We start from the raw sequence: 24,506 nt of genomic DNA, 5'->3' as shown, positions 1-24,506 counted from the left end.
CTGTCCCGCCCGACAAAGGAGTCCCCCCGAGATGAGACGACGTACGCTGCTGACCGGAGCCGTCCTCAGCGCCGTGGCCGGACCGGCCCTCGGCAGCGGCACGGCCCGGGCCGCCGACCCCGGCCCCTCCGTCACCCGCATCGGCACCACCACGCTCGACAGCCAGGCGCTCTTCTTCGTGTCGTACGACGGCCTGGTCAACAACAACGCGTTCCAGAAGAACGGCCTGCTGACCTACAAGGGCTACCAGTACGCGGTCTGGTACACCGCCGACCGCAACGCCGTCGTCGGCCGCCGCGTCCTCGGCGCCGGCACCTGGTCCACGGTCAAGGTCGGCCACACCCTGCGCTACGACGACTCCCACAACGTCATCTCCATGGGCGTCTCCAAGACCGACGGCCGGCTCCACCTGAACATGGACTCCCACAGCGACGGCTTCACCTACGTCAAGTCGGTTGCCGGGCTGATGGACAACCCGGGCGGTCTGAGCTGGGACGCGAGCCGCTTCGGCGCCCCCCAGTCGACGCTCGACGGGCTCACCCTCACCTCCCAGTTCACCTACCCGCAGTTCATCTCCACACCCGACGGCAAGCTCCAGCTCAGCTACCGCGCCGGGATCTCCGGCAACGGCCGCAACGCGCTCGCGGAGTACGACGGCACGAAGTGGACCGCGCTGGGGGAGTGGACCAGCTCCACCGGCACGTACACCAGCGAGCACGGCTCGTCCACGGCCCGCAACATGTACCTGCACGGCATCGACTACGACCGCAACGGCCGGCTGCACGCCTTCTTCACCTGGCGTGAGCAGAACGGCGCCGTGATGTGCTCGTCCGGCGGCATCACCAACCACGACACCGGTTACGTCTACTCCGACGACCGGGGCCGCACCTGGCGCAACAACGCCGGCACGGTCGTCGGCGTCACCGGCGGCTCCGACAAGGTCTCCGTCACCGACGGCGGCCTGGTGGTGGACCCCCTCAACCCGGACCACTCCCTGATGAACCAGGAGAGCCAGTTCACCGACTCCGCCGGCCGCCCGCACGCGATCATCTCCTACGTCCCCGGCCGCTTCGGCCAGTGCACCACGAACTACGTCGCCGACCGCACCGCGAACGGCCGCGCCTTCCACGTGCGCAGGACCGCCGCCGGCACCTGGCAGAAGACCGAGATCCCGGTCCCGCTCAACTCCAGCCAGCGCACCAAACTGGTCCTCGACAGGTACGACAACGCCTACGCGATCTTCCCGTTCGGCCGGATCGCCGGCGCCTCGGCGGCCTCGGCGTACACCGACTGGAAGCTGCTGTTCGACGGCAGCGGCCTCAACGCCTTCGGCGAGGTCGTCATCGACGAGACCCGGGTCGCGCAGGACGGGGTGCTGTCGTTCCTGTACCAGGAGAAGTCCAGCGGGACGACCCCCTCCGCGCTGCACGTCGTCGACTTCCGGCTGCCCTCCTGACCGACCGTCGCACCGAAGCCGTACAGGGGCGGCATGACGGTAATGTGAAGGCCTTCCGGCCGCCCCGCGTTCCCTCTGGAGGTCCCTGCCCGATGGCCCAGTCGGTCGGTATCAAGGACGTCGCGCGCGTCGCCGGAGTCTCCGTCGGCACGGTCTCGAACGTGATCAACCGTCCCGAGACGGTCGCCGCCGAGACCCGTGCCCGGGTGCTGTCCGCCATAGACCGGCTCGGCTACGTCCGCAGCGAGTCCGCGCGCCAGCTGCGCGCGGGCCGCAGCCGGATCATGGGCCTGCTCGTCCTCGACATGGGCAACCCCTTCTTCGTGGACGTTGCGCGCGGCGCCGAGCGCGCCGCCCGCGAGGCCGGACTCGGCGTCATGGTCTGCAACAGCGCCCAGGACCCCAGCGAGGAGGCCGAGTACCTGGCGCTCTTCGCCGAACAGCGGGTGCGGGGCGTGCTGCTGACCCCCTCGGACGCCTCAGGCCGCAACATCGCCTCCTTCCGCCGCCACGGCATCCCCTTCGTCCTGGTCGACCGGGTCGCCGAGGGCACCACCGAGTGCTCGGTCTCCGTCGACGACGTCGCGGGCGGCGCCCTGGCCGTACGCCACCTCGTCGACGCCGGGCACCGTTCGATCGCGTACGTCAGCGGACCGCCCGGCCTCAGCCAGGTCCGGGACCGCCGCACCGGCGCTCTCCAGGCGCTCGCCGAGGCGGGCCTCGGCCCGCAGTGCCTGCGCGAGCTGCCCACCGAGCGGCTCGACGTCGCCGCCGGCCGGGACGCCGGCGCCCGCCTGCTGGGCCTCGCCGAGCGCCCCACCGCCGTGTTCTGCGCCAACGACCTGCTCGCGCTCGGGCTGCTCCAGGCCATGTACGCGGCCGGTGTGGACGTCCCCGACGACCTCGCGATCGTCGGCTACGACGACATCGAGTTCGCCGCAGCCGCGGCCGTCCCGCTCACCTCGGTCCGGCAGCCCGCCGTCACCATCGGGGCCATGGCCGCCGAGCTGCTGCTGGAGGAGACGGAGGCCGAGGGCGCGGCACGCCCCCACGAGCACCGGCGGGTCGTGCTCCAGCCCGAGCTGGTGGTGCGCCGCTCCAGCATGTCCGCCCGCTGAGCCGCCGTTTTGCACCTCGTCATGATCCGGCGGGCGGCCGGCGGACGCTGCTGTGCTGAACTGGGACACGGTCCGAAAACCGTCCGTCCCGGGAGTCCCGTTGAGCATCAGCTGTCGCCAGCCCGGTGTCGTCCTCACCGACCGCGTCTTCACCGTCCCCCTCGACCACGACGCCCCGGACGGCGAGAGCATCGAGCTGTACGCCCGCGAGGTCGTCGCGAGCGACAAGGCCGACCGGGACCTGCCGTGGCTGCTCTACCTCCAGGGCGGCCCCGGCTTCGGCGCCAACCGGTTCATCGGCCGGCAGGCCTGGCTCGGGCGTGCCCTAGAGGAGTACCGCGTCCTCCTCCTGGACCAGCGTGGCACCGGCCGCTCCACCCCCGCCAACCGGCAGACGCTCCCGCTGCGCGGCGGCCCCGCCGAACAGGCCGCCTACCTCACGCACTTCCGGGCCGACGCCATCGTCCGCGACTGCGAGGCCATCCGCCCCGAGGTCACCGGCGGCGCCCCGTGGACCGTCCTCGGCCAGAGCTTCGGCGGTTTCTGCACGGTGACGTACCTGTCCACCGCGCCCGAGGGACTGGCCACCGCCCTGATCACCGGCGGACTGCCGTCCCCGGACGCCCACGCCGACGACGTCTACCGGGCCGCCTTCCCCCGCGTCGAGCGCAAGGTCGCCGCCCACTACGACCGCTACCCGCAGGACGTCCAGCGGGCCCGCCGCATCGCGGACCACCTGCTCACCCACGACGTGGTCCTGCCCAACGGGTACCGGCTCACCGTGGAGGCCTTCCAGTCCCTCGGCATCCTCCTCGGCAGCGGCGACGGCAGCCACCGCCTGCACTACCTCCTGGAGGACGCCTTCGTCCGCACGCCCGGCGGTACGGCGCTGTCGGACGCCTTCCAGGAGCAGGTCCAGTCGCACCTGTCCTACGCCGGCCACCCGCTGTACGCGCTCGTCCACGAGGCGTGCTACGCCCAGGACGCCCGGCCCACCGCCTGGTCCGCCGAGCGGGTCCGCGCCGAGTTCCCGCGGTTCGACGCCGCCCAGGCCCTCGCGGGCGACGAACCGCTGCTGTTCACCGGGGAGTCGATCCACCCCTGGATGTTCGACTGCGACCCGGCCCTGCGCCCCCTGCGCGAGACCGCCGCCCTGCTCGCCGCCCACACCGGCTGGACGCCCCTGTACGACCCCGCGCGCCTGGCCGCCAACGAGGTGCCGGTCGCGGCGGCCGTCTACCACGACGACATGTACGTCGACACGGCCCACGCCCTGCGCACGGCGCGGGCGATCCGCGGGCTGCGGACCTGGGTGACCGACGAGTTCGAGCACGACGGGGTACGGGCCGGCGGTCCGCGCGTACTGGACCGGCTGCTGGCCCTGGCCCGGCACGAGGTGTGAGGCCGCGCCCGGTGGTGCAGGAGGCCGTCTGGTCCGTGTGCGCCTGCCGTGAACGTCCCCGGGCCGGTTGGCGCGGCACCGGATCTCCGATAGGTTAGGTGAGGCTTACCTAAGGAGGCTTGAGGATGGGTGACGACAGCCACAGCTGGACGGCCGAACCCGGAGCGGCGGAACGGGCCCGCTCGGTGCTCGCCGTCGCGTGGTCCTGCGCGGTGACCGCACAGAGCGCGCGGGAGGAGCTCGTCGGCGCGCACACCGTGACCGACGACGGCCGGGTACTGCTGGACGTGCCGGAGGACAGCGCCCTGCTCGCGACCGCGATCTGCGCGCCGCGCGGCGAGCCGTCCGCCGTGCTGGAGTTCGCCGACGTCGCCCCCGTCCCGGTCCGCCAGCGGGTCCGCGCCCGGCTGTGGCTCGCCGGCTGGCTCGCCCCCGAGGGCGGCCGGCTCTCCTTCCGGGCCACGCGCGTGGTGCTGCGGCAGCCGTCCGCAGCGGTCGTCGTCGACCTCGACGACTTCGCCGCCGCCCGGCCCGATCCGCTGGCCGCGGCCGAGGCCCGGCTGCTCACCCACCTCGCCGACTGCCACGCCGACGCGGTCGAGCGGCTTACCCGGCTCGTCGGACCCGACAGCCTGCACGGCGCCGTCCGCATCCAGCCGCTCGCCGTCGACCGGCACGGGCTGACGCTGCGCATCGAACGCGCCCGCGCCCACGGCGACGTACGCCTGCCGTTCCACGCCCCCGCCGACACGGTCGCGCAGCTCACCGAACGCATGCACGTCCTGCTCGGGCAGGCGAGCGCCGCGTCCTGCCCCCGGGCCCTACAGCGGCAGCGCGCAGACCGCGACCGGTGAGGGGAACGCGGCCGCGGCGCGCCGCAGTCCACCGCTGTCCGGGTCGACGTGGAACACGGTCACGGTGCCGGACCTCTGGTTCGCCGCGAACAGCAGCGTCCCGTCCGGCGAGAAGGCGATCTGCCGGGGGAAGTCACCGCCCACCGGCACCGTGTCCAGCAGCCTGAGCCGGGCTCCGTCCGCCTCGACGGCGTAGCGGGTGAGGCTGTTGTCGCCCCGGTTGGCGAGGTAGGCGAACCGGCCGTTGGCGGTCACCAGGATCTGCGCCGGGTAGTTCGTCCCCGGCCCCGTCCCCGTGGACTGGGGGTCACCGACGCTGAGGCGGCCGGAGGCCGGGTCGTAGGCGCAGACGGCGACCGTGTTGCCGGCCTCGTCGGCGAGGTAGGCGTACCGGCCGCCGGGGTGGAAGGTGAGGTGGCGCGGACCGGCCCCGGGCCGGGTGTGCGCCTGGGCGACCTCGGTGAGGGTGCCGGTCCGTTCGTCGAGCCGGTAGGTGTAGACGGTGTCGGTGCCCAGGTCGACGGCGAGGACGTGTCCCCGGTCGGGGCTGGTGACGACCTGGTGGGCGTGCGGACCCTCCTGGCCGGGGCCGGGCGCCGGACGGGAGTGCCGCACCACGTCGGTGGGCTCGCCGAGCGCCCCCGAGGCGTCGATCGGGTGCACGGCCACGCTGCCGGAGGTGTAGTTGGCGCTGAGCAGCCAGCGCCCGCCCGGATGCACCGACAGATGGCACGGACCGCCGCCGCCGGTGCTGCGGCTGCCCAGGACCTTCCGGTCGGCGAGGCGGACGGCGGTCACGGCACCGTCGTCGCGTTCGTTCACCGCGTACAGCGTCCGGCCGTCCGGGTGCACCGCGAGGTACGACGGGTTCTCGACACCGGCGAGGGTGCCGGTTCCGGTGATCCGGCCCGTCGCGGCGTCGTAGGTGGCCAAACCGATGCCTTTGCCGCCGCCCGCCACGGAGGTGTACGTGCCGAGGTAGAGGGGACGGGGACCGGAGGGCCGGCGGGCTTCGCCGGTCGGGCTCGCGCCCGCCCTGGGAGTCCGGGAAGCCTCGGAGGCCGGGGGAGCCTTCGAGGCCGACGAGGCGGAGGGCGGCCTCGATGCCGGCGCCGGACCGTCGTCACACCCCGCAAGCGCCGCCCCGGCGGCCGCCCCGGTCAGGGCGCCGACGAACCGCCGCCTGCTCCAGCCACTCCTGCCCATGTCCGCACCCTGGGTCGTCGGTTGTCACGCTCGTGACAGCCACCCTGACCCGGAGGAGCCTCCGGGTGCAAGCAAGGGCCCGGCGGCGAGCCGGATCCTGGACGGGGGCGGCCGGGCTTTCCGTCAGGCCGCTCTGACGGCCATACCGGCTCGCCTGTTACCACTCCCCGTCCTCGACCGGTGCCCCCGGCGCGTCCTTGAGCTGCTGCACCTGGTGCGGCGCGGGTTCCTGCCAGGGCTCGTGGTCGTCCCCGAGCCAGTCGCCGACCGGCTTGACCGACTGGAGCGGGTCCGTCGGGGCGAGGTCCTGCGCGTCCTGGTCGTAGTACTCGAACCAGGGCAGGCCCGCCCTGGTGTACGCGGCCCGGTCCACCGGCGACGGCGGGGGCTCCTCACCGGTGATACGGCGCCACTCCGGCGGCGTCACCAGGTGCACGAAGACCCGGCCCGCGGGCTGCTCGGCCCAGTCGGAGGGCGGCCGGTCGTCCTGGTAGACCTCCTGCCGCATGGAGCCACCCACCCCGAGCCCCATCGCGACGGCCCGCTGCGGGCCGGCCGGGGCGGCAGCCGGTGCCGCCGGGACCGCACCCGTGGCGGGCGGCGCCCCCATCAGCGCGGGACCGGCGCCACCGGGCGGCGGGAGCAGCCGCGTCCGCTGCGCGCGCCGCCGCTCCTGCTCACGCCACTTCGCCAGCTCCCGGTCGTTCAGCGGGAAGGTCTGGAGCTGCACGCCGCCCCAGGTCTCCTCGCCGGTGATCTGGCCCTCGACGGTCGCGCCGAGGCCCAGCGGCACCGCCACGAACTGGCGGACCGTGCCCGTCCCGGAGTTGATGCCGTCCAGCCAGGGCTGACGGGGCAGCACCAGATAGTTCTGCGGGTCACGGGAGAGCCGGTCGCTCCACGGCAGTCCCGACACGGCGCACACCTTGCCCACCCCGACCTGGAGGGCGGCGGGCTCCGTGGTGCCCGCGAAGCTCAGCCACATCGCCTCGCGCAGATACACCGGCAGCATCACGCCGCCGCGGGCCCGCCACGCCTCGGGCACCGTGTCGGGGTGGTCGGCGACCCGCCGTACCGGGAACTCCCCGAGCCCGGGCGGCAGCGGATGGGTGCCGTGCTCGGGCAGCCGCAGCGTACGGATGAACCGCACCGCCACCCCACCCGGCAGCCGCAGTGTGCTGCCGTCGATCCGCACGGTGCTGTCCGTCATCGGCCCGCTCCCTCACCTCCGGCGCCGACCCCGTCGCGGCGCTCCCTACCGAGAACGCCCGCCGACGCCGGTACGGTTCCGCCACATCCGCTCCTGCACGCCCAGGCGCTCCCGCAGCCGGGTCAGCCGCGGCAGGCGTTCACGCTGCTCGCGGGTGTGACGGTCCAGCTCCTCCAGCAGCCGGTGCGAGCGGTGCTCGGTGTCGAGCTCGTCCAGGATGCGGTTGACCTCGGTCAGCACCGCCCCGTACAGCTGCCACTGGCGGACGTCGTGCTGTACCTCGTCCAGCAGTTGCTGGGCCAGCTTGTCCCGGGTGGCGGCGGCCTGCCGCAGTTCGGTGGCGAGCCGTTCCTCGGCCGACTCGGCGTTGGCGCTGACGCTCGTGGTCACCAGGACCGCGAAGCTGACGACGGCGTTGGCGATCTCGGACAGCAGCTGCTCCACGGTCGCGCCGGTCTCGGGCCCGAACAGCGGGTCGGGCTCGCGCTGCTTGGCGAGGTCCGTCAGGGTGCGCGCGAGCACCCGCAGCACGACCGTGCAGATCTCCAGGGTGTCCAGGCCGGTGCGCAGCACCACCCGGTGCAGCAGGCCCTCCCGGACGCGCGGGTTGAGCCGCAGACTGTCCTCGGCCTGCCGCAGGGCCGCGTCCACCTCGACGATGTCGTGGTCCAGGCGCCGCGCCTCGTGCAGCCGGGCGGCCGCGTGGTCCACGGGCGTACGGCCCGCGGCCTCCTCGCCCATCCGCAGCATCAACTGCCGCACGCGGCGCGCCAGCCCCTCGATCGACTCGCCCGCCTCCTCCACCCACACCGGCGGGGCCAGCAGCAGATTGCAGGCGAGTCCGACGACGGCGCCGATCAGCGTCTCCAGCACCCGGGCCCACGCGGTGTCCCCGTGGGTGGTCACGCCGAGGACCAGCATCGCGCTGATCGCCACCTCGGGGACGTACTCGTCGACGCGGACCAGGTGACCGACGGCCAGTGAGGCCAGGATCAGCAGCGCGAGACTCCACCAGGTCAGGCCGACCAGCAGGCTGAAGGCGATGGCGACGAGCACGCCGGCGACCACCGCGTTGACCCGCCGGATGCCGTTGGTGAGCGTGGCGTAGAGGGTGACCTGGACGACCAGCAGCGCGGTCAGGGGTGCGGTGAGCGGTGCCGCCTCGGGACTCAGACGCAGTGCGATGACATAGGCGATCGTCGCCGCCGTGGCCGAACGCAGTGCCTGGACGACCACAGGATCCCGGCGCCGCTTGACGAAACTGACGGCGGGCGCCGTCCACTCACGTACCTGTTGCATCCTCTGGGCTGTTCCCTTTCACCCGCGCATCGAACGTATCCCTGAAGGACGGTAGTCGGCCTGGGGCGCAAGGGCAGCATTCGGCCATCCTGTGGCCGGTCGCGCAGGACGGACGAGGCGGAGGTATCAGACGTTCCGGGTGGCCGGGCTGCGGCGCGTAGGGCACACGCTCCGGCACGCGCGGGCGGGACCGCTCCGCCCCCGTCTCCACTCGCCGCCGCCCGTGCGGCAGGGGGGCGGTGCGCCGCTGAGTCGTCATGCCGGCGAGGTCGCCGCCGGGAGCCGGCCCGCGCGCTGCGGAAAACCCCCGGCCCGTGTGGCGGTTCTCCGCACCTCGGGACGGCGGTCAACCTCATGGTTTCCGCCGTCGCGGGGCGCGAGCCTTGGATCATGACACGGCATCGGACCACGACCCGCTATCGGACCACCACACGGCATCGGGCCGGCATCGCCCTGACCCTGCTGGTGGCTGTGGGAACGCTGACGGCCACGGTCCCGGCCGTGGCCGCCCCCGCACCCCTCACCGCGGCGACCACCGCCGCACCCGCCTCACCCGTCGTCGAGGCCCTCGACCGCGCCGCCCACCCGCTGCGCACCGTCGAACCGGGCGGCGACACCCGGGACCTGCGTCCTGTCGACCGCATGATCGGTGACGCCCGGGTCGTCGGCCTGGGCGAGGCCACGCACAGTTCGCACGAGTTCCTGGCAATGAAGGCCCGCGTCTTCCGCCACCTCGTCGAGGAGAAGGGTTTCCGCACCTTCGCCCTGGAGGCTCCCTGGAGCACCGGCCTGCGCCTCAACGCCTACGTCCTGTACGGCGAGGGAGACCCGCGGCGCATCATGCGCGAGGAGTTCCAGCGCGACTACCTGTGGTGGAACAACGCCGAATACCTGGGACTCGTGGAGTGGATGCGCGCCTACAACCGGCAGCACCCGCACGACCCGGTCCAGTTCATGGGCGACGACTTCGCCTGGGCCGGCCCCGAGCTGTACGACGAGGTCACCCACTACGTGGCCCGCACCCGTCCCGGCCTCCTCGCCCGCTTCACCGCGCTGTACCGGGACCTGCGCCCCACGGTGGCGACGGGCGAGTACATCGAGCAGTACATGAACAAGCCGTACGCCGAGCGCAAGGAGATGGCGGCCCGGACCGGCGAGGCCCTGAAGCTGCTGCGGCAGCGGGGGCCGGGCACCGACCGGACGGGGTACGACTGGGCGCTCCAGCACGCCACGGCCATCGACCAGACGGCCCGCGGCTACGCCTTCGACTTCGCGGACGCGGAACAGATCAGGGCCGCGATGCGCTACCGCGACGCACTCATGGCGGACAACGTGGCCTGGTGGGCGCGGCACACGGGCGACAAGGTCCTGCTGTCGGCGCACAACGCACACGTCGCCTACCTGCCGGACGACCCCGCCCACTACCCGAAGATGCAGGGCGCGTTCCTGCGCGACCGGCTCGGCGAGGCGTATATGAGTGCCGGCTTCACCTTCGACCGGGGCTCGTTCAACGCCACCGCGCCCGCGGGGGACGTGCGGCGCTTCACGCTGGGACCGGCCGGGCCCGGCAGCAACGAGAGGATGCTCGACCGCGTACGCCACCGCGCCTACGTCCTCGACCTGCGGGCCGTGCCGCAACCGGCCCGTACCTGGCTGCGCAACGCCCGGCCGACCCGCAGCATAGGCACGGCCTACCCGGAGCCGGAGCACGCCGTAGCGCTCGCCCGCAGCCACGACGTGCTGATCCACCTGCACCGGGTGACGGCGGCCCACCTGCGGGACCGGTGACCGGCGTCACGGCTCAGCCGACCGCGTCAGTCGCGCACCTTGTCGAGGAAGGCGTACAGATTCCCCGTCGTGCGGGCGATCTGCTCCTCCAGGGTCAGGCTCTCCTCGAAGCGGGCCCCGGTCTCCGGCACCTTCCTGCCGCGGACGTAGAGGGAACAGGCGAGGTCGGTGCACATGTACGCGCCGACCGAGTTGCCCTCCCGGCCGGCCGGGCCCGCCTTGCGCGCGGTCATCAGCGAGACGCCGCCCCGCGGGTGGGTGGTCAGGCACAGCGAACACATGCTGCGGTGCAGGAACCCGCGCTGCGCGGGCTGGAAGCGCAGCGCCACCCCGACGAGCCGTCCCTCGCGTTCGGCGACGAGATAACTGCGGTCGGGGGCTCCGGGATCACGCCAGCCGAGGAAGTCCAGGTCGTCCCAGGGGCGTTCGCCGAGGTCGCGGGGGACGGCCAGCCGCTTGGCCTCTCCCTTCGAGCAGTTGATAAAGGAGTTGCGGATGTCCTGCTCGGTGAGGGATTTCATAGAGGTCTCCTGGGTGGTTCTGAAACCTAGGGGGTCTAGGTTTCGTGGGCAGGGTATGCGTCCTCGACGAGGGGGAGCCAGTGGATTTCCGTGACGTCGCGGCACCGCGGGCCCGGGCGGCGCTGCGCCATGTCGCGGCCCGTTCGACCGGACCGCCGCTGGGCGCCGAAGCGCGCATCACCCTCAACTTCCATCCGGACCGGCTGGTCCGGGGGCTGCCGATCCTCACGGCGCTGGCCCAGGACGGCACGTACCACTCGCAGTTCGTCACCGGCACCGGCAACGGCGGCCTCACCGCGCACCCGGGCGGTGACCGCTGGCGCTGGGAGAGCCGGATCTTCGGCGGGGTGTACGACGACGGGCCGCCGCACGAGCGGCCCGTGTACGGTGCGCTGAACTTCCGCCGCCAAGTGGTCGGTGCCGCCCCGCGGTTCGGCTCCTCCCACTTCCGGCTGGCCGGTCGGACGCTGAGCCGGGCCACGTTCTGCTACCCCGACAGCGCGGCGGAGCCCGCCGACTTCGGCGTCGCGGCCGGCATGTCCCTCATCGCGCTGGCCGAGGCGGACCACCAGGACCCGCTGAACGACTACATCGAGGCGCACGTGCACGGCGGTGTCGACCTGGCCCGGGACGTGGAGGCGCTGGTGCTGGACGCCTGCTACCGCGGCACACCGGTCGAGGCCGCCGCTCGGCGCCTGCCGTGCCCCGTGGAGTGGCACCCCGGCTACTGGCTCACGGTGACCGAGGCGCGCCGCCACGCCGGCTACCGGGGGCAGGAGTACGCCGAACTGGGCGCCCGCATCGCCCGCGACGGTGTCCTGGACCCCCGGGCCATCGGCGACGCAGCGCGGACGGGCCGGTACGCGCTGCAGGACCTGAAGATGGTCTGGCACACCCTGGCCCGGTTCGGAGCCCCGGAGGGAGCCGGCACCGCCCGCTGCGCCGCGCGCACGGCCTACCCGGACTCCGGGAGCGCGGCCGACGGCGGCCAGACCCCGGAGGTGAGCACGCCCAGCGCGTAGGCGCGGGCAACGAGTTCGGTGCGGTTGGCCGCGCCCCACCGGGCGGACAGCCGCCGCAGGTGGTACGTCACGCCGTCCGCGGTCAGACCGGTCTCACGTGCGGCCCGGGCGGTCGTGGCGCCCTGGGCCAGCAGGGCCAGGATGCGGGCCTCCCTCGGGGTGACAGGCACCGCCGGTGCCTGCTCGCACCGCTCGCGTTCGCCGTCCACCCGCAGCATCACCAGCAGTGCGGGTGTGGCGTCCACGCTGTCGCTCACCGGGTCCGCGGTCAGTTCCCCGTACCGCTCCCCGCCGCCGGGCGCCCGCCAGCGCACCGACACCTGGTACCGGGACCGGTGCCGCAGCCGCAGCGCCTCGGCGATCCGCTCGACCTGCGCCTCCTCCCGCGGCCGGAACAACTGCAGCACCTCCCGCCCGCGCAGCCGCCCCGGTGTCGTACCGCACTCCGCGGCCATCGCCGGGTTGGCGAGCAGGACCGAGCCGTACACGTCGCAGACCGCGACCGGCACGGTGACCCGGTCGAAGAGCGTCAGGGCGCGGTTGCGCCACAGCACGGCCTCCCGCCGATCCGCGTCCACCGGCACCTCCCACCAGGTCGACCACCGCACACCACCATGTGACCCACCCTAAACAGCGAGGTCACGGGCGGACGAACAGCGGGTGCGTGCCCGGGAGGGAAACAAATCGCTTGTGTCGGGCGGAGGTTGCGCCGAGCATGCCTGCGACAAGGAAGGGAGAGCCCTTGACTGTCGAGGAGGCCGTCGCCGAGGCGGACGCACGGATCCGGCGCGAGACGCGGTTCGCGCACACCGAACACCTGGTGGTGGTGCACGGCGACCGCACGGTGGCCGCCCACGCGTACGGCGAGCGGGCGCTGCACGAACCGGGAGACGTCTACTCGGTCACCAAGAGCGTGCTGTCCACGCTCATCGGCTGCGCGGTCCACGACGACCGGCTGCACCTGGACGCGACCGTCGCCGCACTGCTGGGCGGAGCGGTCCCGGAGGCGTTCCGGGAGGTGTCCGTACGCCACCTGCTGACCATGACCGGCGGCACCGACCCCTCGGGCCCCTACGACATCGACGCGGTGATGGCTCTCCCGGCCGGCTGGACGAACACGCTGCTGACCGCGCCCCGCCTGGCCCGCCCGGGCACCCGTTTCCGCTACGACAACGGAGCCGCCCACCTCCTCGCGGCCTGCCTGCAGCGGGCGCTGGGGGAGGAGGACCTGGAGGCGTACGCCGTCCGGCGTCTGTTCGCCCCGCTCGGCATCACCAGGCGGCACTGGCCACGCGACCCGGAGGGAGTGCCGTACGGCTTCGGCCACCTCCGGCTCGCCCCGCCCGACCTGGTCGCGCTGGCCCGGCTGTGGCTGGCCGCGGGGGTGGCACCGGAGGGGCACCGGCTGTTCTCCGCCGCGTACGCGGCCGAGGCCACCCGCGCCCACACCGCCGGCGGCCCGCCGGAGGGCGTCGGCTACGGGTACCTGTGGTGGGTGACCGAACTGGCGGGCCGCCCGGCGTACTTCGCCGGCGGCTACGCCGGACAGCACGTCGTGGTCGTGCCCTCACTCGACCTGATCACCGTCACCACGGGCGCCGAGGCCGCCCTGCGGCCCGGCTGGCGGCCCGCCCTGGACCTGGTCCCCGGCATCGTGGCAGCGGCGGCCGGTGCGGCGGGCAGCGAGGTCGGCAAGCCCCTTTGAGCAGTTTTGACTGCACGATCATGTAGTCCCGCGGCCCGCCGGCCCGGTGGCGGTCGACCAGGCTGGATCGCGCTACGTCCGTATCGCGAAAGGCAGTTGCCGCGTCATGCCCCCCACCGCGCAGCACCCCCGCTCCGCACACCCCGTCCCGGTCGTCGACATCTCCGCCACCGGGCCCGGCCGCACCCCGGTCCAGCAGGTCATGGACCTGATGCGGGAGCACGGACCGGTGCTCGTGCGGCGGCTGCACGGGCGGGACACGCTGTTCGTCGCCGACCTGGACCTGGTCACCGAACTCGCCGACGAGCAGCGGTTCACCAAGCACGTCGGCCCCGCGCTGCAGCACGTCCGGGAGTTCACCGCCGACGGCCTGTTCACCGCGTACAACGACGAGCCCAACTGGGCCAAGGCACACGACATCCTCATGCCCGCCTTCGCCCTCGGCTCGATGCGCGCCTACCACCCGGTGATGCTGAAGGTGGCCCGCCGGCTCCTCGGCACCTGGGACCGCGCCGCCCGCGCCGGGCAGCCGGTGAACGTCCCCGACGACATGACCCGGATGACCCTCGACACCATCGGGCTCGCCGGATTCGGCTACGACTTCGGGTCGTTCACGCGCGACGAGCCCCACCCGTTCGTCGAGGCCATGGTCCGCTGCCTGGAGTGGAGCATGACCCGCCTCGCCCGGCGCCCGGACGAGGACCACTCCGCCGCCGACGCGGCCTTCCGCGCGGACGCCGCCTACCTCGCCGGGGTCGTCGACGACGTCATCGCCGCCCGCGGCGGCGACGAGGGGCAGGCCGCCGAGGACCTGCTCGGCCTGATGCTCACCGCCCGCCACCCCGCCGACGGCACTGCGCTCGACACCGCCAACATCCGCAACCAGGTCATCACCTTCCTCATCGCCGGGCACGAGACCACCTCCGGCGCGATGTCCTTCGCCCTGTACTACCTCGCCCGGCACCCGGCCGTGCTGCAGCTCGTCCAGCGGGAGGTGGACGCCCTGTGGGGCGACCAGGCCGACCCGGAGCCGGCGTACGACGACATCGGCAGGCTCACCTACACCCGGCAGGTCCTCAACGAGGCGCTGCGGCTGTGGCCGACGGCCGCCGCCTTCGCCCGGGAGGCCGTCGAGGACACCCTGCTCGGCGGGCGCGTCCCGCTGCGCGCCGGACAGGGCGTCGTCGTCATGGCCCCGATGCTGCACCGGCAGCCCGTGTGGGGCGACAACCCGGAGCTGTTCGACCCCTCCCGCTTCACGCCCGAGGCGGAGGCGACGCGCCCGGTGCACGCCTTCAAGCCGTTCGGCACCGGTGAACGCGCCTGCATCGGACGGCAGTTCGCCCTGCACGAGGCGACCATGCTGCTGGCCATGCTGGTCCACCGCTACCGGTTGCACGACCACGCCGGCTACCGGCTCACGGTCAAGGAGACCCTCACCCTCAAGCCCGACGGCTTCACCCTGACCCTGACCCCGCGCACCTCCGCCGACCGGGTGCACACCGCCCTGCCCGGAGCGGCGGCCGGTGCACAGCCCGCGCAGGACACGGCCGTTCTGCCCGCCCGCGTCCGCCCCGGCACAGGCGTCCTGTTCCTGCACGGCAGCAACTACGGCACCTGCCGCGACCTCGCCGCCCGGCTGGCCGACGAGGCCGCCGCCCTCGGCTGCGCGACCGAGGTGGCGCCCCTGGACGCCTACGCCGACGGGCTGCCCACCGACCGTGCCGTCGTCATCAGCGCCGCCTCCTACAACGGCCGCCCCACCGACGACGCCACCGCCTTCGCCGCCCGGCTGGAGGGCACCCCCGACCTGACGGGCGTCACGTACGCCGTGCTGGGCGTCGGCGACCGCACCTGGGCCGCCACCTACCAGCAGGTCCCCACCCGCATCGACGCGCGCCTGGCGGAACTCGGCGCCACCCGGCTGCTGCAGCGCGCCGCGGCCGACGCCTCCGGCGACCTGACCGGCACGGTCCGCGCCTTCACACAACGGCTCCGCACGGCGCTCCTGGAGCGCCACGGCGACCCGGACGCCACCGCGCCGAGCGACGCGCCGGAGGCGGCGTACGAGGTGCGCACCCTGACCGGCGGCCCGCTGGACGCCCTCGCCGAACGGCACGGGCTGCTCCCCATGACGGTGACCGAGGCCTACGACCTCACCGCGCCCGGGTACCCGCGCCGCAAGCGGTTCGTGCGCGTCGCGCTGCCGGAGGGCGTCACCTACCGCACCGCCGACCACCTCACCGTGCTGCCCGCCAACGCCCCGGACCTCGTCACCCGGGCCGCCGCCGCGCTCGGCGCCGACCTCGACACCGTCCTGGACATCCGGCCCACCCGGCCGCGCCGCGACGGCCTCGCCGTGGACCGGCCCCTGACCGTACGGCAGCTCCTCACCCACCACGTCGAGCTGCAGGAACGCCCGGACAGCGCCCAGCGGGCCGCGCTCGCCGCCGCCAACCCCTGCCCGCCCGAACGCGCGGCCCTCGCCGCCCTCACCGGCGACGACCCCCGCACCCTCGTGGAGATCCTCGAGGACCACCCCGCCCTGCGGGGCGCCCTGGACTGGCCGGCCCTCCTCGGCCTCCTCACCCCGATGCGGCCCCGCCACTACTCCGTGTCCTCCTCACCCGCCGCCGACCCCCGCCACGCCGACCTGATGGTCTCCCTGCTGGAGGCCCCCGCCCGCTCCGGCAGGGGCCGCTACCGCGGCACCGGGTCCGGCTACCTCGCCACCGTCGAGCCCGGCGACACCGTGTACGCCCGTGTCCAGCCGTGCCGGGAGGCGTTCCGCGTCGACGGCTCCGCCGTGCCGGTCGTCATGGTCGCGGCCGGCACCGGTCTCGCCCCGTTCCGCGGCGCCATCGCCGACCGCGTGGCAGCCCTCGCCGCGGGCGCCGAACTGGCTCCCGCCCTGTGCTACTTCGGCTGCGACGCCCCCGACGCCGACTTCCTGCACGCCGGGGAACTGCGCGCCGCCGAGGCGGCCGGGGCGGTCTCGCTGCGCCCCGCCTTCAGCGCCGCCCCCGAGGGGGACGTGCGGTTCGTGCAGCACCGCATCACCGCCGAGGCCGCCGAGGTCTGGGACCTGCTGCGGGCCGGGGCCCGGGTGTACGTGTGCGGCGACGGTTCCCGGATGGCCCCCGGGGTGCGGGAGGCGTTGCGTACCCTGTACCGCAAGCACGGGCCGGACGCCGGTGAGACGGCCGCCGAGCGGTGGCTCGACGACCTGATCGCACAAGGGCGTTACGTCGAGGACGTGTACACGGCCGGCTGACCGAGGGGGAGGGGCGGGCGCACGATGGCGGACTCCTGGGAGCGGGCGCGGCGGGCACTGACGGCGGCGGGCCTGCCGCCCGACCGTCTCGGTGACGTGCGCCCCCTGACCGGCGGCACGTACAACACCGTCGAGGAGCTGCTGCTCACCGACGGCGGCCGCCACGTGCTGAAGACCCCGCCCGCACCGGACGCGCCCGGCCTGCGTCACGAACGGCACCTCCTCGTCTCGGAGGCGGAGTTCTACGGGGTGGCCGCCCGGGCGGGTGTCCCCGCGCCGCGCGTCCTGGCGGCCGGTCCCGGGTTCCTGCTGATGACGGCGTGCCCGGGCGACCCCTGGGACGGCTCGCTCACCGAGGCGGACACGGCCGCGCTGCGCGCCGAGGTGGGCCGGCAGGTCGCCCGCCTCCACCACCTGACCGGCCCCGGCTTCGGCTACCCCTCCGGGGCCCTCGGGCCGCTCGCCGCCGACTGGCGGACCGCGTTCACGGCGATGTTCGAGGCCGTCCTCGACGACGCCCGGCGCTACCGGCCGCAGCTGCCCCGCCCCGCCGACGCCATCGCCCGCACCGCCCGTGGCGCGTACGACGCCCTGGAGGAGGTCGTCATCCCGCGCCCCGTCCACTTCGACCTGTGGCCGGGCAACATCCTGGTCGACCGGGCGCGCGGGCAGGCCCGGATCGGCGGCCTCATCGACGGGGAGCGCATGTTCTGGGGCGATCCCCTCGCCGACTTCGTCTCCCTGGCGCTGCTCGGGGACATCAGGAAGGACGAGGCGTTCCTGGCGGGCTACCGGGAGGCGGGCGGCCGGCCCCGGTTCGACGCGCCGGCCCGCCTGCGTCTCGCCCTCTACCGCGCCTATCTCTACCTGATCATGCACACCGAGACCGTTCCCCGGGCGGTCGGCGCGGAGCACCGGCGCTGGGTGCGGGACGCGGTCTCGCCCGAGCTGGTCGCCGCGCTCGACGAGATCGACGCTCTCGCCCGCTGAGGTTTCGCAGGTCGTCGCGGAGGTACTCGCGTGCCGCCCGGATCACCTGACGGGCGACGCGAAGGGAGTACGCCGTGACCGACCACCGCAGCGAGGCGCCGGGCGAGAACGGCGCGCCCGTCCCGCGGGACCTGCCGGACCAGCAGGCCACCGAGGGGGAGGACCCCTGGGAGGTCGCTCCCGGCCGTACCAGCCATCAGGACGAGTCCGCACAGCGGGAGCAGCAGTCCGCCGGGACCGGCGGCGACGTGCCCGACACGGACGAGGCGGGGACGGGCCCCGAGGGGGCACCGCGTTCGGGAAGCGTCCACCCCGAACAGCCCGTGCCCGACGAACCCTCCGCCTGACCCACCGACTCCGGCTCCCCGAGGCCCCGCCCACCGGGCGGGGCCTCGACGTGCCCCGGTGTTTCACCCCACCTTGCGCCCGCGCAGCGGCTCTGTCCGCGCCCCGGCCCCCTGCTGCAGCCCCTCGAAGAACTCCTCCAGTACCTGCGTCGCCGTACGCACCGGCCGCCAGCCGAGCTCCGCACGCGCGCGCGTGCAGTCCATCAGGGGCAGCCTCAGCACCGCGTCGAACAGGTGCGGCGAGGCCGGCAGCAGATGCAGACCCCATGCGGCGGCGATCGCCGAACGGGCCGCCGTACGCGGCAGCCGCACCGGGCGCGCCCCCAGCATCTCGGCGAGCAGCGCCGCGTCGACCGGCGGCTCGGCGGCCAGGTTGAAGGCGCCCCGGACGTCGGTGCGCACCGCGAGCCGGTACGCGGTCGCCGCGTCGTCGGTGTGCAGGGCCTGCACCCGCAGCCCCGGGACGTCCGGCAGGAAGGGCAGCATCTCGGGCCGCATCAGCGGCCCCGGCAGGAACTTGCCGCCGAAGATGCGGCGCTGTTCGCTCGCCGACTCCCGCTTGAACAGGAACGCGGGCCGCATCCGCACCACCCGGATCCCGGCGTGGTCACGCTCGAAGGTGTCCAGAGCCCTCTCCAGATAGGCCTTCTCCCGGCAGTACGCGGCATCCGGCCAGCCGTGCGTCGGCCATGACTCGTCGACGGCCTGGTGGTCCTCGGGGCCGGGCGAGTACGCCCCGACCGAGGAGGCGTGGACGAGCGTCGGCACTCCGGCCGCCGCCACCGCCTCGAACACCCGCAGACTGCCGAGCACGTTGGTGTTCCAGGTCAGCACCGGGTCGTGCGTGGGCTGGAACGCCCAGGCCAGATGGATCACCGCGTCCGCCCCCGAGAACAGCTTGGCCAGGTCGGACTCCTGCGAGGCCAGGTCGACCGCGGACCAGTCCGTCCTCGGGGGCGACCAGTCGGGGATCCGCCGCGCCAGACCCAGCACGGAGCCGATCTCCGGGTCCTCCGAGAGCAGCCGCACGACACTGGTGCCCACATTCCCGGTGGCACCCGTGACGACGACCCTCATGCCCGTTGCACTGCTCACCATCCGCTCCTCTCGGCCGCATTCCAGCCCGGAGCGGACCGAGTACCCGGCCCGGGCGGATCGCACCCGGGGCGGCCCGGCACAAGCGAAAGCCCCGACCGGACGGGGGAATCGCGGTCGGGGCGGTCGAAGGGGCGGGTGCGGACGGCGGTCGCCTCGCGGCCGCGCCCCGGGCAGGTCCGCGGTGATCCGCGTCACTGTCCCCGGGCGTCCGGGACGGCCTCGGCCCACAGGTTCTCCGCTTGGAGCAGCAGCGTGCCCAGCACCGCGGTCCGGGACGCGCCCTGGCCGGCGTGCTCGCGCAGTTCCTCCTGGAGGCGCCCGTGCAGTTCCCGCCGCTGCCTTTCCGTCCGGCCGTCCGCGGAGCAGGGCGTGCCGCCGTTCAGCAGGCGGTCGCCCTCCGCGTGGCAGGCGTCGCCGATCAGCTCCAGCAGCCGCGCGTACGCGGTCAGGGCCCGGCTGTCGGGCGGGGCGGGGGTCCGGTTGTCGTCGGCGGCCACCGCCAGCGTCCGGATCAGCGCCGTCACGTGCCCGGTGAGACGACCGCAGCGTTCGTCCTCGTCCGCCGGCGGCAGCGCCTCCCGCGGGACGCGGTGCAGCGCGCGCAGCGGACCCCAGGTCAGCCGCAGGCTCTCCCGGCTCCACCGGCGGGCCGCGCGCAGCGTCTCCAGGCGGCGCTCCAGCCGGGACGAGGCACTGAGCCACGCGCGCGTGTCCCAGGTGTTCTCCCGCAGGTCGGCGGCGACGGCGTGCAGGACGTCACCCGCCTGACGGGGCAGCGCGGCCAGGTTCTCACGGACGTCCCGCAGATGGATCGGCGGCAGGACCAGCGCGTTGACCGCGACCCCGATGACCGCGCCGAGCGCCGCCTGACCCACCCGGTGCCCCACCGCGGACGCGCTGACGGTGCCCGAGGCCAGCGTGAACAGGGCGGTGGTGGCCGCGTAGACGCCCTGGTCGCCGAACCGGGGCCAGTTCGCGAGGAGCATCAGCACCGGGATCGACAGGGCGAGCGCCCCCGTCGTGTCGTCCGTGAGCGCCTGCGCCGCCGACGCCAGCAGCGTCCCGGCGCAGATCGCCGTGAACTGCCGCGCCCCCTGCACCAGCGAGCTGTACACGGTGGACTGCACCAGGACCAGCGCCACCCACGGGGCCATCAGCGCCAGCGGGTCGCCGAGCCACACCCCCGCCACCAGCCAGGCCAGCAGCGCCGCCGCCGCGGCCTTCAGCGACTGCACGACCAGGTCGCGCTCCCGCCCCGGGCCCCGTACGGCGGCCCGTGCGGCCCGCCCCACGGCTCCGGCGTCCCGTCGTACCCCGTCCACCGCCCGGACCGCCCAGCCCGCGCGGCCGGCGGCGCCCGCCTGCCGTCGTACACCCTCCATCACACCGATCATCCGCTGCGGGTATCCGGCCGAACGGAGGATCCACGCGAAGGTGACGAGGAACGCGTCCCCGGACCCGTCACGCGAAGGGACTGTCCCGCAGCGACTCCAGCAGGTGGGCGGGATCGTCGTACACCGCGTCCGCGCCGGCCCCCTCCAGGTCGGCGCGCGGGATGCCGCCGCACAGCACGCCCACGCAGCGCACCCCGGCCCTCCTGCCCGCCCGCATGTCCCACACGGTGTCGCCGACGAACACCGCCCGCTCGGCGGGCACGCCCACCAGCTCCAGCGCGTGCTCCACGGGCTCGGGAGCGGGCTTGCCCTCCTCCACGTCGTCCGCGCCGGCGACGGCGGCGATGGCGTCGTCCGCGTCGAGCGCCCGGCGCAGCGCGCCGAGCTCCGCACCGCCCGCCGAGGTCGCCAGGACCACCTTCCAGCCGTCCCGGTGCAGCCGCCGCAGCAGGTCCCCGGCGGCGGGCAGCGCCGGCAGCCGGTCGAAGTACTGCCCGTACAGCGCCTTGTGCGCGGCGCTCAGCTCGGCGTCCTGGTCCGGGTCCCGGTCGTCGCCGAGCAGATGGGCGACCAGGTCCGTGGAGGTCAGACCCACGGCCCGGTGGACGGCGTGCATCGGCACCCGGTGCCCGGCCTGCCGGAACGCCTCCCACCAGGTCGCCACGTGCAGGTGGTTGGTGTCGACCAGTGTGCCGTCGACGTCGAACACGGCAGCCCGTTCCATAGCTGAAGGTCCCTTCCTCTCGCTCACCGCCCACGGGTAACCGCTAGCGCGGGGGCAAGACCCGTTCCCGCGTCCAGGCCAGCAACTCCTGCGCCGACCAGGTCGTGACGACCCGCTCGGGCGGCACCCCGCACTCCTGCGCCCGTACGCACCCGTGGACCTGCCAGTCCAGCTGGCCCGGCGCGTGCGCGTCGGTGTCGATGGAGAACAGCACGCCCGCCGCCACGGCCCGGCGCAGCAGCCGCCGCGGCGGGTCCAGCCGCTCGGGCCGGCTGTTGATCTCCAGGGCCGTGCCGGTCTCGGCGCACGCCGCGAACACCTCGTCCGCGTCGAACTCCGACTCCGGCCGGCCCCGCCCCGTCACCAGCCGTCCCGTACAGTGCCCGAGCACGTCGGAGTGCGGGTTGCGGACCGCGGCCACCATGCGGCGGGTCATGGACCGGGCGTCCATGCGCAACTTCGAGTGCACCGACACCACGACGACATCCAGCTGCGCCAGCAGGCCGGGCTCCTGGTCGAGGGAGCCGTCCTCCAGGATGTCGCACTCGATGCCGGTCAGCAGCCGGAAGGGCGCCCACGTCTCGTTGAGCTCGGCCACCACCCGCAGCTGTTCGCGCAGGCGGTCGGCGGACAGCCCCCGTGCCACCGTCAGCCGGGGCGAGTGGTCGGTCAGCACGGCCCACTCGTGCCCCAGCCCGATCGCCGCCCGGCCCATCTCCTCGATGGGGCTGCCGCCGTCCGACCAGTCCGAGTGCATGTGGCAGTCGCCGCGCAGCAGCGCCCGCAGCCGCTCCCCGCCGCGCACCACCGGCTGCTCCCCGGCCTCGTCCTGCAGCTTGCGCAGGTAGCCGGGCACCTCGCCGGCCAGGGCCTCCCGCACCACCTGCGCGGTCTTCGGGCCGACCCCCTTCAACGTCTCCAGCGACCCGGCCGCCGCCCGCCGGCGCACCTCCTCCTCGCCCAGCTCCGTCAGCACCCGGGCCGCCGTACGGAACGCGCGTACCCGGTAGGCCGGCGCCAGGGACCGCTCCAGCAGGAAGGCGATCCGGTCCAGGGCCTCGACAGGATCCATCACCACCTCCTGCCCCCAGGGTTCCCCACGCCCCTGCGCGCCGCACGGCGGGATCGTCCCAGGCCCCGGCAGGGCAGCGAGCGGTTTGGCCGGTGCCCACCCGGGTACCTCGACGCATCGCCCCGCGCAGCCGCCGAGGAGGAGGCCCGTGATGTCCGCACCCACCGCCGCCCGCACCAAGGTCGCCGTGGTCACCGGCGCCGACTCCGGCATCGGCAAGGCCACCGCCGTACGGCTCGCCCGGGCCGGCATGGACGTCGGCATCACCTGGCACAGCGACCTGGAGGGCGCGCAGGCGACGGCGGAGGAGGTCCGGGCGCACGGACAGCGTGCCGAGGTGGTCCACATGGACCTCACCCGGCTGCCCGAGGCGGCCGACGCCGTCGACGAGCTGTGCGACCGCCTCGGCCGCGTGGACGTCCTGGTCAACAACGCCGGTACGGGCACCATGACGCCGTTCCTCGACCTGAAGCTCGACACGGTCCGCGAGGTCCTCGACGTCGACCTGGTCGGGCCGTTCCTGTGCGGGCAGAAGGCGGCCCGGCACATGATCCGGCAGGGCGACGGCGGGCGGATCGTCAACATCACCTCGGTCCACGAACACCAGCCCAGGGTCGGCGCCGCCCCGTACTGCGCGGCCAAGGGCGGCCTCGGCCTGCTCACCCAGGTCATGGCGCTGGAACTCGCCGAGCACGGCATCACCGTCAACGCGGTCGCCCCCGGCGAGATCTCCACCCCGATGACCGGCCAGGAGGACACCGACCCGCACACCGAGCGCCGCCCCGGCGTGCCCCTCGGCCGGCCCGGTGACGCCCGGGAGGTCGCCGCCGTCGTCGCCTTCCTCGCCGGGCCCGACGCCTCCTACGTCACCGGCGCCTCCTGGAGCGTGGACGGCGGCATGCTGCGCATGGGACCGCAGGCCGGATCACATCTGACCAGCGACGACTGGCGGCGGCCCTGAACAGGCACCATGCGCCTGCGTACCAGCTCCTGCGAACAGCCCGGGTTCCGCCGCGTCCGCTGCGGCCGGGGCTTCCGCTACCTGGACACCGACGGCACGCCGCTGACCGACTCCGGGCACATCGCCCGCATCAAGGCCCTGGTCATCCCGCCCGCCTGGCGTGACGTGTGGATCTGCCGCTGGCCCCACGGCCACCTCCAGGCCGTCGGCACCGACGACGCCGGACGCCGCCAGTACCTGTACCACGAGGAGTTCCGCGCCCAGCAGGAGCAGGCCAAACACGCACACGTCCGGCAGGTCGCCCGGACCCTGCCCGAGCTGCGCGCGAAGGCCGCCCTCGACCTGGCCGGGCGGGGCCTGAGCCGGGCCCGGGTCACCGCCTGCGCCGTCCGCCTGCTCGACCTCGGCTTCTTCCGCATCGGCAGCGACCGGCACACCCGGCTCAGCGAGACGTACGGCCTGACGACGATGCTGCGCGAGCACGTCACCTGCGGCCGGGGCGAGATCGGCTTCAGCTATCCCGCCAAGGGCGGCACCGCGCTGGTCCGGGCCCTGGTGGACGAGCAGGCGCACGCCGTGGTCCGGGCCCTGCTGCGCCGCCGGCGCGGCGGGGAACGGCTGTTCGTGTTCTGGGAGCGCGGCGCCTGGCACGACCTGCACGGCGACGACCTCAACGAGGCCCTGCGCCGCCTGTCCGGCACGGACATCACCGCCAAGGACTTCCGCACCTGGCACGCGACGGTGCTGGCCGCCGTCGCCCTGGCCGTCACGGCCCGGGCCGGCCGCGCCACCCAGGCGGCCCGGCGCCGGCAGATCAGCCGGGCCGTCCGCGAGGTCAGCCACTACCTCGGCAACACACCCGCCGTGTGCCGCGCCTCCTACATCGACCCGCAGGTCTTCGAGCTGTTCGAGCAGGGGCGGACCATCGCCCCCGCGCTGACCCGGCTCGGCGAGCACGGCGACTTCGGCCGCCCGGCCACCCAGGGCGCGGTCGAGGCGGCGGTGCTCGAGATGCTCGACGGCTGACCGCGCACGCCGCGCCGCCGCCGGTTCGGTTCTACGCTC

21 protein-coding genes are annotated in these 24,506 nt (G+C 74.3%); 12 read left to right on the top strand and 9 right to left on the bottom strand.

Annotation, left to right across the window (positions count from 1 at the left end):
* Positions 1 to 31 precede the first annotated feature (31 nt).
* From AB0K80_RS20790 to AB0K80_RS20775, 4 genes are all read left to right on the top strand, one after another.
* Complete coding sequence (locus AB0K80_RS20790; protein ID WP_365671683.1) at positions 32 to 1,456, top strand: BNR repeat-containing protein; 1,425 nt, start codon at positions 32 to 34, stop codon at positions 1,454 to 1,456.
* Between the two features lie 92 nt (positions 1,457 to 1,548).
* The gene (locus tag AB0K80_RS20785; RefSeq protein ID WP_365671681.1) at positions 1,549 to 2,574 is read left to right on the top strand and encodes a LacI family DNA-binding transcriptional regulator; all 1,026 of its coding nucleotides are present in this window, start codon (positions 1,549 to 1,551) and stop codon (positions 2,572 to 2,574) included.
* 100 nt (positions 2,575 to 2,674) lie between these two features.
* Entirely contained in the window at positions 2,675 to 3,976 is a 1,302-nt protein-coding gene (locus tag AB0K80_RS20780; protein ID WP_365671680.1) for an alpha/beta fold hydrolase, read from the top strand.
* Between the two features lie 125 nt (positions 3,977 to 4,101).
* Positions 4,102 to 4,830, top strand: coding sequence for a DUF2470 domain-containing protein (locus AB0K80_RS20775; RefSeq protein WP_365671678.1), 729 nt, complete (start codon positions 4,102 to 4,104; stop codon positions 4,828 to 4,830).
* Here AB0K80_RS20775 and AB0K80_RS20770 read toward each other — a convergent pair.
* The 3 genes from AB0K80_RS20770 to AB0K80_RS20760 form a co-directional block, all read right to left on the bottom strand.
* Entirely contained in the window at positions 4,798 to 6,036 is a 1,239-nt protein-coding gene (locus AB0K80_RS20770; RefSeq protein ID WP_365671677.1) for a lactonase family protein, read from the bottom strand. The two genes, AB0K80_RS20775 and AB0K80_RS20770, sit on opposite strands and share 33 nt — an antisense overlap.
* Positions 6,037 to 6,193: 157 nt before the next feature.
* Positions 6,194 to 7,246, bottom strand: a complete 1,053-nt coding sequence (locus AB0K80_RS20765) for a hypothetical protein (protein WP_365671675.1) — start codon at positions 7,244 to 7,246, stop codon at positions 6,194 to 6,196.
* Between the two features lie 45 nt (positions 7,247 to 7,291).
* Entirely contained in the window at positions 7,292 to 8,545 is a 1,254-nt protein-coding gene (locus AB0K80_RS20760) for an aromatic acid exporter family protein (RefSeq protein WP_365671673.1), read from the bottom strand.
* A 390-nt stretch (positions 8,546 to 8,935) separates the two neighbouring features.
* Between AB0K80_RS20760 and AB0K80_RS20755 the strand changes: the two genes are divergently transcribed.
* The gene (locus AB0K80_RS20755) at positions 8,936 to 10,333 is read left to right on the top strand and encodes an erythromycin esterase family protein (RefSeq protein WP_365671671.1); all 1,398 of its coding nucleotides are present in this window, start codon (positions 8,936 to 8,938) and stop codon (positions 10,331 to 10,333) included.
* Between the two features lie 26 nt (positions 10,334 to 10,359).
* On the opposite strand, the gene AB0K80_RS20750 is transcribed toward AB0K80_RS20755, so the two are convergent.
* A complete protein-coding gene (locus tag AB0K80_RS20750) occupies positions 10,360 to 10,854 on the bottom strand; it encodes an FBP domain-containing protein (protein WP_365671669.1) in 495 nt (164 codons plus the stop codon).
* An 80-nt stretch (positions 10,855 to 10,934) separates the two neighbouring features.
* Between AB0K80_RS20750 and AB0K80_RS20745 the strand changes: the two genes are divergently transcribed.
* Positions 10,935 to 11,876: a DUF3626 domain-containing protein gene (locus AB0K80_RS20745; RefSeq protein ID WP_365671667.1), complete on the top strand. Its 942-nt coding sequence runs from the start codon at positions 10,935 to 10,937 to the stop codon at positions 11,874 to 11,876.
* Here the strand turns inward: AB0K80_RS20745 and AB0K80_RS20740 are convergent.
* Complete coding sequence (locus AB0K80_RS20740; protein ID WP_365671665.1) at positions 11,810 to 12,454, bottom strand: LuxR C-terminal-related transcriptional regulator; 645 nt, start codon at positions 12,452 to 12,454, stop codon at positions 11,810 to 11,812. The two genes, AB0K80_RS20745 and AB0K80_RS20740, sit on opposite strands and share 67 nt — an antisense overlap.
* Before the next feature lie 164 nt (positions 12,455 to 12,618).
* On the opposite strand from AB0K80_RS20740, the gene AB0K80_RS20735 reads away from it, so the two are divergent.
* The 4 genes from AB0K80_RS20735 to AB0K80_RS20720 all read left to right on the top strand — a co-directional run bounded on the left by AB0K80_RS20735 (position 12,619) and on the right by AB0K80_RS20720 (position 18,192).
* On the top strand, positions 12,619 to 13,581 hold the full coding sequence (locus AB0K80_RS20735) for a serine hydrolase domain-containing protein (protein WP_365671663.1): 963 nt from the start codon (positions 12,619 to 12,621) through the stop codon (positions 13,579 to 13,581).
* Between the two features lie 106 nt (positions 13,582 to 13,687).
* Positions 13,688 to 16,855, top strand: a complete 3,168-nt coding sequence (locus AB0K80_RS20730) for a cytochrome P450 (RefSeq protein WP_365671661.1) — start codon at positions 13,688 to 13,690, stop codon at positions 16,853 to 16,855.
* Positions 16,856 to 16,879: 24 nt separating this feature from the next.
* Positions 16,880 to 17,845, top strand: coding sequence for an aminoglycoside phosphotransferase family protein (locus AB0K80_RS20725; protein ID WP_365671659.1), 966 nt, complete (start codon positions 16,880 to 16,882; stop codon positions 17,843 to 17,845).
* A 74-nt stretch (positions 17,846 to 17,919) separates the two neighbouring features.
* Positions 17,920 to 18,192: a hypothetical protein gene (locus tag AB0K80_RS20720; protein WP_365671657.1), complete on the top strand. Its 273-nt coding sequence runs from the start codon at positions 17,920 to 17,922 to the stop codon at positions 18,190 to 18,192.
* 63 nt (positions 18,193 to 18,255) lie between these two features.
* Here the strand turns inward: AB0K80_RS20720 and AB0K80_RS20715 are convergent, their stop codons facing one another.
* The 4 genes from AB0K80_RS20715 to AB0K80_RS20700 form a co-directional block, all read right to left on the bottom strand.
* Positions 18,256 to 19,287, bottom strand: a complete 1,032-nt coding sequence (locus AB0K80_RS20715; protein ID WP_365671655.1) for an SDR family oxidoreductase — start codon at positions 19,285 to 19,287, stop codon at positions 18,256 to 18,258.
* A 194-nt stretch (positions 19,288 to 19,481) separates the two neighbouring features.
* The gene (locus AB0K80_RS20710; RefSeq protein ID WP_365671653.1) at positions 19,482 to 20,672 is read right to left on the bottom strand and encodes an aromatic acid exporter family protein; all 1,191 of its coding nucleotides are present in this window, start codon (positions 20,670 to 20,672) and stop codon (positions 19,482 to 19,484) included.
* A gap of 79 nt (positions 20,673 to 20,751) precedes the next feature.
* The gene (locus AB0K80_RS20705) at positions 20,752 to 21,408 is read right to left on the bottom strand and encodes an HAD family hydrolase (RefSeq protein ID WP_365671651.1); all 657 of its coding nucleotides are present in this window, start codon (positions 21,406 to 21,408) and stop codon (positions 20,752 to 20,754) included.
* Between the two features lie 43 nt (positions 21,409 to 21,451).
* On the bottom strand, positions 21,452 to 22,480 hold the full coding sequence (locus AB0K80_RS20700; protein ID WP_365671649.1) for a PHP domain-containing protein: 1,029 nt from the start codon (positions 22,478 to 22,480) through the stop codon (positions 21,452 to 21,454).
* Positions 22,481 to 22,631: 151 nt separating this feature from the next.
* On the opposite strand from AB0K80_RS20700, the gene AB0K80_RS20695 reads away from it, so the two are divergent.
* On the top strand, positions 22,632 to 23,441 hold the full coding sequence (locus AB0K80_RS20695; RefSeq protein WP_365671647.1) for an SDR family oxidoreductase: 810 nt from the start codon (positions 22,632 to 22,634) through the stop codon (positions 23,439 to 23,441).
* A gap of 9 nt (positions 23,442 to 23,450) precedes the next feature.
* On the top strand, positions 23,451 to 24,467 hold the full coding sequence (locus tag AB0K80_RS20690) for a DNA topoisomerase IB (protein WP_365671645.1): 1,017 nt from the start codon (positions 23,451 to 23,453) through the stop codon (positions 24,465 to 24,467).
* Positions 24,468 to 24,506: the final 39 nt, after the last annotated feature.

Source organism: Streptomyces sp. NPDC052682 (assembly GCF_040678435.1).
Classification (GTDB): Bacteria; Actinomycetota; Actinomycetes; order Streptomycetales; family Streptomycetaceae; genus Streptomyces.
The sequence above is the reverse complement of the archived record's forward strand: the minus strand, read 5'-3'. Positions and strand labels throughout refer to the sequence as shown.